At 75.0% G+C, this 12233-nt stretch carries 9 protein-coding genes; all 9 read right to left on the reverse strand.

Annotation, left to right across the window (positions count from 1 at the left end):
• Window positions 1-84: 84 nt before the first annotated feature.
• Window positions 85-3810 (reverse strand): AMP-binding protein, encoded by a 3726-nt coding sequence (locus tag CD790_RS16240; protein WP_144383939.1) that lies wholly within the window; start codon window positions 3808-3810, stop codon window positions 85-87.
• A gap of 8 nt (window positions 3811-3818) precedes the next feature.
• Entirely contained in the window at window positions 3819-4136 is a 318-nt protein-coding gene (locus CD790_RS16245; RefSeq protein ID WP_144383940.1) for an acyl carrier protein, read from the reverse strand.
• Window positions 4129-5655, reverse strand: a complete 1527-nt coding sequence (locus CD790_RS16250) for a PEP-utilizing enzyme (RefSeq protein ID WP_144383941.1) — start codon at window positions 5653-5655, stop codon at window positions 4129-4131. The genes CD790_RS16245 and CD790_RS16250 overlap by 8 nt, the downstream gene beginning before the upstream one ends.
• Window positions 5652-6653 (reverse strand): NAD(P)-dependent oxidoreductase, encoded by a 1002-nt coding sequence (locus CD790_RS16255; RefSeq protein WP_144383942.1) that lies wholly within the window; start codon window positions 6651-6653, stop codon window positions 5652-5654. Before CD790_RS16255 ends, CD790_RS16250 begins: the two co-directional genes overlap by 4 nt.
• Window positions 6650-7852: an SDR family oxidoreductase gene (locus CD790_RS16260; RefSeq protein WP_144383943.1), complete on the reverse strand. Its 1203-nt coding sequence runs from the start codon at window positions 7850-7852 to the stop codon at window positions 6650-6652. The genes CD790_RS16255 and CD790_RS16260 overlap by 4 nt, the downstream gene beginning before the upstream one ends.
• Window positions 7849-9033, reverse strand: coding sequence for an acyl-CoA dehydrogenase family protein (locus CD790_RS16265; RefSeq protein WP_144383944.1), 1185 nt, complete (start codon window positions 9031-9033; stop codon window positions 7849-7851). Before CD790_RS16265 ends, CD790_RS16260 begins: the two co-directional genes overlap by 4 nt.
• Window positions 9034-9151: 118 nt before the next feature.
• Window positions 9152-10150, reverse strand: coding sequence for a prenyltransferase (locus tag CD790_RS16270; protein WP_144383945.1), 999 nt, complete (start codon window positions 10148-10150; stop codon window positions 9152-9154).
• Window positions 10140-11261, reverse strand: coding sequence for a 3-dehydroquinate synthase II (locus CD790_RS16275; protein ID WP_186319049.1), 1122 nt, complete (start codon window positions 11259-11261; stop codon window positions 10140-10142). The genes CD790_RS16270 and CD790_RS16275 overlap by 11 nt, the downstream gene beginning before the upstream one ends.
• A 122-nt stretch (window positions 11262-11383) precedes the next feature.
• The gene (locus CD790_RS16280) at window positions 11384-12205 is read right to left on the reverse strand and encodes a class I fructose-bisphosphate aldolase (protein WP_144383947.1); all 822 of its coding nucleotides are present in this window, start codon (window positions 12203-12205) and stop codon (window positions 11384-11386) included.
• Between the last annotated feature and the right edge of the window lie 28 nt (window positions 12206-12233).

Raw genomic sequence — 12233 nt, forward strand, 5'->3', positions numbered from 1 at the left:
CGGTCGCGGGGGGCTCGGCCCCGCCGGGCCGTTGCGGTGCCCGCGCGGTCGGGTGGCCGGGCGCGGGCCCGGCCGGTGGTGCGGTCACCGGGCGTCTCGTCGGGCCGTGGCGATGGCCAGGGACCAGCGGGCGTGCTCTCGTTGGTCGGTGGCGGGGAGCGCCACGAACGCGAGACGGCAGTCCGGCAGTCGGGTCCGCCAGGGACGGGCGGGGTCGGGGGCGGGGTGCAGATACGCGACCCGGCCGCCCCGCGCCGCCCAGGTCTCGGCCACCGCCGGGTCGCCCGTGGCGACGAGGGAGCCGTCGCCCGCAGCGGGCAGCTCGTCCTCCGCGGCGCAGACCAGCGCCCGTTCCGGGGCTGATGCGGCGGCCGTCGGGTCCGAGTCCGCCGCGACGGCCAGCGGCCGGCCGGTGGCCCGGTCCACCAGAACCACGGCTCTTCCGGCCTCGACCGCGGCCGCGTCCGTGGCCTCCGGCGCCGCCGTACGGCAGACCACCGTCCCCGTCGCCACGGCGCCCGGCAGCTCCGGCGCCCGGTCCAGGTCGGGGTCGCCGGGGGCGGGTGGCACCCGGCCCAGCCAGACGCGGCCGGTGGTGCCGCAGACCGTGACCTCCGGGAGCGGTTCCCCGTCGGGCTCCGCGGCGCGTAGCCGGGCCGCGAGGTCGGGGTCCAGGAGCTGGGCGCCGACGACGGTGGGGAGGTCCAACTCGCGGGCGACGACGGCCGCGTGCGAGGTGCCCCCGCCCTCCAGGGTGAGGACCGCGGCGGCCTGGGTCATGGCGGGGAAGTCCGCGGGCTCGGTGGTCGGGCGGAGCAGCACCGCCGTGCCCGGCGGGTGCCGGAACACCTCCTCGACGCCGGTGACCAGCGGGCCGTGCGCGACGCCGGCGCAGGCGGGCAGGCCGACCGCCAGCAGCCCCGGCGGCTCGCCGGCGACCCGCGCGGGCGGCGAGGCGAACAGCGCGTCCGCGTCCAACCGGGCCAGGGCCTGCCGCGCGGTGAGCCGGCCGTCCCGCCACATGCGCTGGGCGACCCGGTTGAGGACGTGTGGCGCGGCGGCCGCGGGGCGCACCTGGACCAGCCACAGCCTGCCGCGTTCGACCACGAACTCGACATCGGCCATGGCGCCCAGCTCGTGGTGGAGCCGGGCGACCAGCTCGGTCAGCAGCCGGTGCGCCCGGGGGTCCTGCGCCTCCAGCGCGGCGACCGCCTGCGGGGTGCGGGTGCCGGAGACCAGGTCCTCCCCGGTGGATCCGGTGAGGTACTCGCCGAACAGCCCCTCGTCCCCGTTGATCGGGTTGTGGCTGAACACCACCCCGCTGCCGGAGGCGCCGCCGGCCATGCCGTACGCCAGCGCCTGCACCACCACCGCGGGGCCGGGCCGCTCCGGGATGCCGTGCGCCCGCCGGTACCGTCGGGCGCGCTCCGAGTTCCAGGAGGCGCGCACCGCCTCGACGGAGACCCGCACCTGGTCGACCGGGTCCACGGGGTAGTCGGCGCCGGTGAGTTCGGCGTAGAGCCGGCGCAGCCGGTCGTACCGCTCCGCCGGGCCGCCGGTGGGGTCCCCCTCGGCGGCGGCCAGCCGCGCCGGGTCGGCGCAGCCGACGTGGCGGCACAGCTGGCGGGCCTGGGTGAGCAGCGCCTCCCAGGCGGCGGCGCGGTCGCCCAACCGGCGGGCCAGCGGCTCGACGTCCGAGGGGGACAGCCCGATGCCGAGCAGGGTGTCCATCATCCCGGGCATGCTCCGTGGCGGGCTGGAGCGCACCGCGAGTCCCACCGCGGACTCGCGCGGCGCCATGGTGTCCGCCGCCGCCTCGGCCAGCGCGCCGAGCAGCTCGCGGATCCGCTCCGCGTCCACCGGGCGCGCGGCGAGTTCGGCCGAGGCCAGCACCGCGAACGGCGGTACGGGGAGGCCGAGTCGGCGCATCAGGGTCAGGTGGTGGCCCTTGCCGCCGAGGAGGGCGCGCGACTCCTCCGCCGAGCGCGGCGCGGCCCCGGCCGGTTGGGCGGCCCCGGCCGGTTGGGCGGCCCCGGCCGGGCGGGCGGCCCCGGCCGCGTCCTCCCCCTCGGCCTCGTCCCCGTGCCGCGGCACGACCCGTGAGCGGCCGCTGTCGGGGTCGGTGGTGAAGGCGTAGGGGAAGTCCTCGCCCAGGCGCACCGGGGTGCCGGTGAGCTCGCCGCCGACCAGCGACCGCCAGAGCTTGCCGCGCTGCGGTTTGCCGCTGGTGGTGCGGGGCACGGCGAGCGCGCCCACATGCAGCACGGCGACGCGGTCGGCGGAGAGCCCGAAGGACTCCAGGACGTCCCCGAGTCGGGTCACGTCGAGCGTCTCCGCCCCGCGCTGGACGGTGACCAGCACCGCGGGGGTGCCGGAGACGGAGTTGAGGACGACGGCGAGCTTGTCGTGCTGGAGCTCCAGCACCCGCACCAGCGCCAGCTCCACGTCCTCGGCGGTGACGTACCGCCCGTTGACCTTGACGGAGTCGCCGACCCGGCCCAGGACGTAGATCTGCTCCTCGTGGCGGAAGCCGAGGTCGCCGGTGCGGTAGCCGCCGGTGGTGAACCGCTCGTCCTCCGGCGGCGCGCCGAAGTAGCCGCGGGAGAGCGCGGGCGAGCGGACCAGCAGTTCGCCGACGTGCCCGTCGGGCAGCGCGTGGCCGTCCTCGTCGGTCACCGTGATGTCGACGCCGACCAGCTCGGTGCCGCAGGACACCACGCTGTGCAGCGTCCGGTCGCCGGGTTCGGCCCCGGCGAGCCGGCGCCGGCCCGCGATCCGCACCGGGGCGCCCTGGCTGAACTCGGTGGAGCCCAGCAGCAGCGCCTCCGGCTCCCGACCGTGGCCGACGCCGGAGACCGCGAGGGTCGCCTCGGCCATGCCGTACGAGGGCGACAGCGCCTCGCGGGTCAGCCCGTGCGGGGCGAGCAGCCCGTGGAAGGCGTCGAGCACGGACATGCTGACCCGGTCGGAGCCGACGATCAGCGCCCGCCAGCGGCCGAAGTCCATGCCCTCCAGGTCCTCCGGGCGCACCCGGCGGACCACCCGCTCCAGGGCGAAGTTGGGGATCGCGGAGATGGTGCCGCCGCGCTCACCGAAGATCTTCAGCCACTCCAGCGGGCGACGGACGAAGTGCTCGGGCCGCATCAGCGACACCTCGCAGCCGAGCACCACGGGGGTCAGGAACAGCCCGATGAGTCCCATGTCGTGGTGGAGCGGCAGCCAGGAGCCGAAGGAGGACCCCGGTTCGAGGCGGTACTTGTCCTCCAGCAGCGCGACCTGCGCGAGCGCGGCCTCACTGGTGAGCGTCACGCCGCGCGGGGCGCTGGAGGAGCCGGAGGTGAACTGGACGAGTGCCAGGTCGTCCTTGTCCAGCACGACGCGGGTGCGGTCCTCGGCGGGTGGCAGCGGCCGCCGCGCGTCGATGACGCGCGGCGCCGCTTCCGGCAGCCCGGCCAGCAGGTCCAGCACGGGCCCCTCGGCGACGACGCAGCCGGGGCGCAGGGTGTCCAGCAGCCCGGCGACGAAGGTGCCGTAGTCGACGGGGCCCTGGTAGCCGCGGGGGGCGATCGGCGTCGGGGTGGCGCCGACGGCCATGGCGGCGAAGAAGTACCGGGTGAACTCCGGCCCGGAGGGCAGGACCAGCGCGACCCGGTCCCCCCGGCCGATCCCGTGCCGCCGCAACTCGGCGGCGGCGGCGAACACCTGGTCCGCGAAGTCCGCGTAGGTGTGGCGGGTCCACTGCTTGCCGTCGTAAGTGGTGATCCCGGCGTCGGTGGCCGGATTGTCGAGCCAGCTCGTCAGGTCGCGCATCCGGTCTCCTACACCGCCTGCCCGGTATCGGCGCCGGTGGCGGCGACCTTGCTCTGGATGACGGCGGCGAGGTCGCCGACGGTGCCCGCGGTGTAGGTCTCCGGGGTGTCGATCAGCTCGATGCCGAACTCCTCCTCGACGCGGGTGAGGACCTCCAGCAGGGCGAGCGAGTCCAGCCGGATGTCCTGGCTGATGGAGTCGGTCAGCCGCAGGTCGCGGCGGGGGCGGTCGACGGCGATGGCGTCCTCGAGCGTGGCCACGATGGCCTCGATGGAGTGCGGGGCCGCGGTGCCGGCGGCCGTGTCGACGGCGGTGTTCTCAGTCAAGGATCCTCACTTCTCCCGTATCACCGTTCACGTGCACGCGGCGGCCCGGTGCGATGTCGGAGGCCAGCGGGTGCGACACCACGGCCGGCACCCCCATCTCCCGGCACAGGATCGCGACGTGCGAGTACTGACTGCCGCGCGCGGTCACCACCGCGCCGACGAAGGGCAGGATGGGCATGATGTTGGCGTCGGCGCTCTCGCAGACCAGGACCACGCCGTCCTCGGTCGGCATGTCCTCCACGCCGATGGCCACGCCCTCGAACACCCCGGGCGAGACGCCGGTGGGGCGGCGCCGGGGCACCGCGTCCGGGGAGGCCCCCGGACGCAGGTCCAGATAGTCCGGCATGACCAGGCCCAGCGCCTCGGCGCAGGACTCCCGCCGCCGGTCGATCTCCACGGGGTCGGGCACGGCCGGGCCGCTGAGCTCGTCCATGGACAGGTACGGCCAGTCGGCGTCGGCCACGCCGCGGGCGCGGGCCAGCTCCCGGGCGAGGGTGCGGTGCACGTGCAGCAGCCGCATCGCCAGGGACTTGCTCTGCTCGCGCACCGACATCATGTCGCCGAGGAAGAGCACGGAGGCGTCGACGGCCCGGCCGCGCAGCGCCCCCCGCATGCCGATGAGCGCCTCGCGCGGACTGACCTCGGCCGGGCCGCCGTTGCCCTCCATGGGCTTGGCGAGCGGGCGCACCGCGTACTCGGCCCAGGGCAGGTGCTGGTCGGCGACCTCGTAGAAGACCTTGTCCAGGAAGCCGGCGGGGCCGTCCGCCATGGGGCCGAGGCCGAACAGCCGGTTCCACGGCAGCTCGGCGGGCTCGCGCAGCCAGCCGGCCACCGAGTCGGCGTGGGGCACCAGTCTGTCGGTGACCTTGCGGCGCACGACCTCGGCGGCGACGGCGCCGGAGGTGCAGGTGATGTGCACCTCCCAGGCGATCTCCAGCAGCCGTTTGCCGCGGGCCGTGAACTCGCCCAGCCGCCAGTCGAGTCCGCCGGCGGCGGTCGCGTCCCGCACGTCCTGCTCGAAGGCGAAGACCTGCTGCTCCAGCCTGGCGTTGCGGGTGCGCAGCCGCAGCAGCTCGGTGAGCATCCGCGGGCCCACCATGACCTTGCGCCAGCCCATGACCCGCTCCACGTCGGAGGGGGGCGGCGGCTGGACGCCTTCGAAGTACGCCTCGGTGACGTCCTGCGGCTCGGTGAGCACGACCTCCTCGGCGACATGGCAGTACGCCGTGAGGTTGTGGTACGGGCGCAGGCCCAGGTAGCCGGTGAAGACGTAGGTCGAGCCGGTGGTCCAGCGGGGGTGGCCGAGGACCCGGCCGACGAAGCGTCGGGTGCCCAGCTCCATGGGACGGCCGACCAGCGACCAGGACATCGGGGAGAGTCGCTCGGGGGCGACCTCGCCGAAGTTGCCCGCGGAGTAGACCCGCAGGTGGGGGTGGACATGGGTGTCCACCCGGCTGAAGGGCGGCTGCCGACCGGTGTCCCGCTCGGTGCCGTCGGGCGCGAGGGCGGGTGTCGTCATCGAAGGCTCACTTCCGCGTCCACGGGCAGCAGCACCCGCCGCGCGTCGCGCAGGATGTCCGCTGTCGCCGAGATGTATCCGGGTCGTTCGGCCGGCACCGGCCGGGGCAGGGCGTCGAGCACCTGGGGGTCTAGGGTGGGCAGCGGCGAGGCGTACTCCAGGGTGCTGGCCGCGAGCCCCAGCCGGCGCACCGCCTGGCGTTGCAGCCAGCGGCCCCGGGTGCCGCCCTCCACCAGTCGCGGCACGACGTTCCACGGCTGGCACAGCTCGTGCAGCACGCGCGCCAGGGTGGGCCGGGCCGGGTCGAAGTAGGTGCAGACGGCGGGGGCTTCGGCGGCCCGCGCCAGCTCGGCGACCACCTGTCCGGCGGCGGCCACGTCGCCGACGTAGACCGGGTAGCGGCCGCCGTGTTCCAGGAACAGCGGCATGCCCTGGAGCAGGTTGGGCAGCGCCTGGAGCGGTCCTCCGGTGCGCGGCACCAGCTCGGCGGGGGCGGGGCCGAGCAGCGGCCCGAAGCGGACGACGCTCACCGGGACCCGCCGCTCGTGTCGGGCCACCGCCTCGCCGCGGTACTTGGCGTACTCGTACCAGTTGCGGAAGGTCTGGCCGACGGCGAGTTCGCGGTTGCCGACCAGGCCCTCGGCGCGGCCGAGCGCCAGCAGGGACGAGGTGTGCACCACGCGCTGGACGTTCGGCAGCTCCGCCGCCGTGTTCAGCACGTTCCGGGTGCCGGTCACATGGAGGTTGACCAGGGCGGAGGGGTCCAGGTCCCAGTCGACCGAGCCGAAGCAGGACACCACGGCGGTCACGTCGGACAGCTCCTCCAGCGCCTCGGGGCCCAGCCCGAGGTGGGTGGCGGTGACGTCGCCGACGATTCCGGTGCCGTGCCGGGCGTGGCCGCGCCGGCTGAGCTCCACCACCTGGTGCCCGGCCTCGCTGAGGGAGCGGGTCACCCAGTAGCCGAGGTATCCGGTGGATCCGATGACGAGAACCTTCACTGGAACCTCCCGAGCGGCAGGTCGGCCACCGGCTCCGCGGGGCGCTGTTCGGCCAGGTCGAAGGTGATGCGCAGGGTCGTCTCCAGCGGCACCGCGGGCAGCCAGCCGCCGGTCAGGGCGGCGAACCGACCGCGTTCGAAGACCCGGTTGACGGTGACGTAGCGCAGTCCGTGCAGCCGGTTGCCGGCCTGTCGGCTCCAGCGCACATAGCGGGTGCCGACCCGGGTCACGGTCTGGAGTACGCCGCGCGAGGCGGGGACCAGGCGGGGCACGTGGTAGCGGGAGCCGGCGTCCATGCCCTCCAGCTGGGCCAGCAGCGCGGCCAGGGTGGGGGCGCGTTCACCGGCCGCGACCTGCGCGATCACGCCGGAACGCCAGCCGGTGAAGCCGTCGCCGCGGCCGTGGCCGACCAGCCGCAGCAGCGACTCGCCGATCACGTCGCGGGGCAGGGTGTCCACGCGGGCGCCGCGCTGCGCGGGCAGCACCCGCAGCGCGGAGTCCTCCTCGCGCCGGGACACCAGCTGGTACAGCGAGCTGCGCCGGGTGGTGCGCCCGGTCGCCGAGTTGCCGACCACCCCGCCGACGCGGGCCACCAGCACGGGGTGTCCGGTGCGTCGGGCGCGGGCGATCAGCGCCCGCTCGGAGGTCCACTTGCTGAGCTCGTACGGGGTGCGGTCGGTGTCCGGGGAGAGCAGGTCCTCCACCACGCTGCCGTCGCCGAGCCCGGCGACGAAGACCGAACTCGCCGACAGATAGGGGACCGTGCGGCCGAGCCGCGCGCCCAGCCCCTGGGCCACCTCCAGCCCGTTGACCGCGCCGAGGACGTTCACCTTGTCCAGCAGGGCGTGGCTGGCGGTCCAGTCGGTGGCCCCGGCCAGGTTGAGCACGGCGTCGATCTCGCCGAGCCGCTCCAGGTCGGACTCGGTCAGGCCCCAGCCGGGCGCGGTGACCTCCCCGACGAGCTGTCGGACCACGGCCGGGCCCATGAGGTGCGCGGCCCGCGGGCGGCGTCGCACCAGCGCGACGATCTCGGGCGCGTCCTCGCCGAGGGCGGCGCACGCCTCAAGCAGCCCCTGGCCGACCTGTCCGGTGAGCCCGGCGACCAGGAGACGCAGGCCGCGGGTGGCGGGCGGCGGGGTCGGTCGCGGCAGCCAGGAGCCGGCCGGCCAGGCGTGCGTCATCTCGCTCGCCCCGCTCATGTCGTGATCCGCACGGCGGAGCCGTACGCCTCCGTCGCGCCGCGGAGTTCGCCGGCGACCAGGGCGAGCATCATCTCGTCGGTGCCGCCGCCGATCCGGGCCAGCCGCACGTCCTGCCACATCTGGCCGAGCGGCGTCTCCCGGGTCAGGTAGCCGGCCCCGCCGAACACCTGGAGGCACTCGCTGACCAGCCGCTCCGCCAGCCGGGCGGCGTGCACCTTGACGGCGGCGACCCGCGCCACCAGGGCACGGTCCAGCGGCTTCGTCATCAGCTGCCCGGCGGTGTGGTGCACCGCCCCGCGCAGCACCTCCAGCTCCACCAGCACGTCGGCGAGCCGGAACTCGAGGTGCTGGTGGGAGCGGAGCGGGGCGCCGAACTGCTCGCGGCGCTCGCTGTGCTCCACGGCCAGGCCCAGCGCGTGACCGACCGCGCCGAGCACCTGGGCGCCCACCGCCAGCCGCTCGAAGGACAGCCCGTAGCTGACGTTGACCAGCCCGAGCCCGGGCCGGCCCAGCAGTGCCTCGGCCGGGACCAGCACGTCGTGGAACTCCACGGCCACCGTGTCCAGGGCGTGGGTGCCAAGCTTGTCGTGCTCGCGCACCACCTGGGCCTGGTCCAGCGGCACCACCACGGTCGCCAGCCGCTGGGTGGGGCGGCCGCTGGGGTCGGCCAGCCGGCACAGCACGATGACGAAGTCGCCGACGGCGCCCAGCGAGACGTACTTCTTGCTGCCGTTGATCCGCCAGCCGCCGGCCGCCGGGGTGGCCAGGGTGCGCACCGCCGACAGGTCGCTGCCGCCGGTGGGCTCGCTGGCGGCCAGCGCCCCGATGGCGGTGCCGTCGAGGGCGCGCTCGCGCAGGTCGGCGACGTAGTCGGAGTCGCCGCCGAAGCGGTGCAGGATGGACAGCACCGACTCGGTGTGCAGACTCACCCCCACCGCGATGCCGGTCGGCGCGCTCCGGGCGACCTGCTCGGCGAGCTCGACGCCGAAGACGACGTCGCCGGGGTGCGGGCCCGCCCAGCGGCGGCGCAGCACGCCGAGCGCGCCCAGCCGCTCCAGGACGGCGCGCGGGAAGCGGCGCAGTCCCGAGGCGTCGTCGAGGCCGGAGAGGGCCTCACGGACGAGGTCGGTCAACGAGTCGGTGGATGGTTCTGAAGTGGCGTCGTGGACGACGGCCATGGCTCCCCCTACCCCCTGTGAAGGGACGTTGTTCAAGGTTTCGCGGGTGGCGAGGTGTGGCGGACGGTGGGACGGCGGGCTGCCGGAGAACGGGCGGCGGACGGTCGGTCGCGGCGGGTCAGGCGATGAACAGCGTCGGGACGAGCAGCCCCAGGAACCCGAGGTCGTAGGCGATGAACCCGCACAGCCGGGCCTTGAGCCAGTTCTCCTGGGCCACCCCGTACCGCAGTTGGGCGGCGTGCAGGGCGACCGCGGGCAGCAGGGTCAACGCGCCCCACCACGGGACGGAGGGCAGCAGCGCCCAGCCGGCCAGCAGTCCGACGTCGGCGACGAAGAACAGCACCATCGCGGTCTTGAAGACCTTCGGCCCGCTGACCACCGCCAGCGTCTTACGGCCGACGGCGGCGTCGCCCTCCTTGTCGTTGACGTTGGAGTACGAGATGACCATGACCAGCCACAAACCCATGATCAGCGCTTCCAGCACGGCCGCCGGCGACCAGCCGCGGGCCAGCGCGACATACGGGAAGATCAGCCCGCCGGCGGTGGAGAGGCCCAGCATGGTCTCCGAGCCGCCGGTGCGGAAGCTGAACCGGAAACCGCCGGAGTACTGCACCGCGCAGGCGGCGACGGCCAGGAAGACCAGGATCGACTCGATCGGCACGTCCCAGCCCAGGGCGGCGAAGCCGCCGAGCCCGGCGAGGAGCGTCAGCGCCCCGGTGGCGGCGGCGAAGAGCCGCGCCTCGCGTTCGGTGATCGCCCCGCTGAGCAGCGGCTTGCGTCGGATGTCCCGACCCAGGTCGCCCTCCCGGTAGTTGGCCGCGTCGCTGCCGTTGCGGTAGCCGACGATGTCGTCCACCGCCGAGGTGCAGGCCACGATGGCGGCCGAGGCGACCAGGAAGAGGGTCAGGGCGAGCACCGCGCCGGAGCGGTCCAGGGCCGCGCCGTCCACCAGCGCCAGGGCCAGCGCCCAGGGGAAGAAGTGCTGGTAGACGGTGACCTTCGACAGCCGCACGAAGGCGCGGGCGACGCCCCAGGCGGAGCGGTCCGCCCGGCCGCCGCGGCCGGTGTCGGCGCCGGCGCCGTGGCCCCTGTCGGCGAGGGTGGCGTCAGTGTTCATCGATGTGCTCGGACACCTTGATGCCGACGTGCCGGCCCGGCTCGGTGACCAGGCCCAGCAGGGTGCTGCCGGGGGTGACGTCGGTGAGGTTCCTCGGCTTGCCGTCGCCGCCCATGACCCGCACGTGCCAGTCGTCCTGGAGGATCACGTTGACCGTGACGTCGCCGTGGCGGGCCTCGATCAGCCGCAGCGGGCGCAGCTCGGTCTTGACCCGGCCGATCCCCACCTCGCGGAAGGTGCCGTCGGCGGCGACCGCGTGCGAGCGCTCCCCGGCGCTCAGGTCGGTGATGTACGCGGTCTCCTCGGCGCCGAAGACGTAGGAGTGCACCGCGCCGGCGTTGACGCGGAACGGACGCAGGTTCATGTAGGGCAGGTAGTGCACCTCGGCGCAGACCAGGATGCCGCCGGAGGAGGTGGAGCCGACGATCATGCCCTCGTCCTCGCCGAAGAGGGTGGTGGTGTCGACGCAGCCGCGGTAGCCCATGCCGACCGACTCGGCCCGGGTGACCTCCAGCTCCACCAGGTCCTTGCGGATCCGGCTGCGCGCGGCGACCACCGAGGCGGCCAGGTCCACGTCGGCGAGGCGCTCGGCGGAGACCATCAGGCCGGCCGGGCCGCTCTCCAGGACGCCGGCCACCGTGGCGGCCTCGGCGGTGTTCAGCAGCTGCTTGACGACGCCGGTGCGGGTGCCCTGGGCGCGGGCCAGCAGCAGTTCGAGCGGGATGTTGGTCTCGTCGCTGAAGGCGGCGACGACCGTGTCGACGGAGCCGGACAGGTCGGCGGCCTCGTTCATGGTGTCGCCGTCGACGATCTCGCAGCGCACGCCGACGGGGCGGGAGCCGGCGGTCCGGCGGGCGGTCTCGACGTCCGCGGGCGAGCGGGCGATGACGGCGTCGACGCGCTCGTCGGCGGCGATCAGCTCGGCGAGCTCCGCCTCCTCGGCGCCCACCAGGCAGGCGGTGCGCAGCCGGTCCAGCGGCTGCCACTCCTCGTACTGGTCGTAGCGCAGCACCAGCACGGTGGCGGCGGAGGAGCGCAGGTAGGCCAGCGCGTCGGGGGTCTCGGCGGGGGTCAGGGTGCTGACGTCCACCCAGAGTTCGGTCTGTGCCACGGGTGTTCCTCTGTCTCGAAGCGGGTTGCCGCGAAGCGGCGTATCGCGACCACCTGTCGCGAAGCGGCGTTCCTCGAAGTGGTGTGGTGACGGGCCGTCGGTGGCCGGGGGCGGTGGTGCGGTCACCCGCCGTGGGTGGCCGGTGTGCCCACCTGTTCCGTCCCAGCGGAACGCATGCCCACACCGGCCGCGCCGTGGACCACCGCGCGCAGCTCGGCGACGGCGGCGGCCGGGTCGGGGCTGCCGAAGACCCGGCGGCCGACGCACAGCCCGGCCACGCCGTGGCCGATGGCGTCCTTGGCGGCGGCCACGTACTCCTCCCAGCCGCTCTCGGCCTCTCCGCCGGCGAGCACCACCGGCACCTCGATGGAGGCGACCAGCTCGTCGAGGTGCTCGGTGCCGGGGTGGGCCACCTTGACGATGTCGGCGCCGAGTTCGGCGACGGCCCGCCCGGCGTGGATGACCGCCGCGCCGCGCTCGGCCGGGCTCTCGCCGGCGCCCGCCACATACGTCATGACCAGCAGCGGCAGCCCGAGCCGGTCGCAGGAGGCGGCGACCTTGCCGAGGTCGGCGAGGGCCGCCCGGTCCTCCTGGTGGCCGCCGCCGAAGGTGACGTGCACGGAGACCAGGTCGGCGCCGAGCGCCAGCGCGGTCTCCGGGTCGCAGACCCGGGTCTTCAGCTCGCCGCCCGGGCTGAGCCGGGTGTTGCCGGACAGGTGCACGATCATCGCGGTGTCCCGCTGGACCGGCATCGAGGTGGCGGCGGAGCCGCGGTGGACGACGACGCCGTCGGCGCCGCCGGCGACCACCGCGCCGAGCACGGTGCTCATCCGGGACAGCCCGCCCGCGCCGCCCGTCGTCAGGGCGTGGTCGACGGCCACCAGAAGGGTGCGGGCGTCCGCCCCCATGACGCGCCGCAGCCGGCGCTCCTTCCCACTGATCACAGTTGTTCTCCCCGTTTCGGTGAAGGGG

It is taken from the genome of Streptomyces sp. SAJ15 (assembly GCF_007595705.1).
GTDB lineage: Bacteria > Actinomycetota > Actinomycetes > Streptomycetales > Streptomycetaceae > Streptomyces.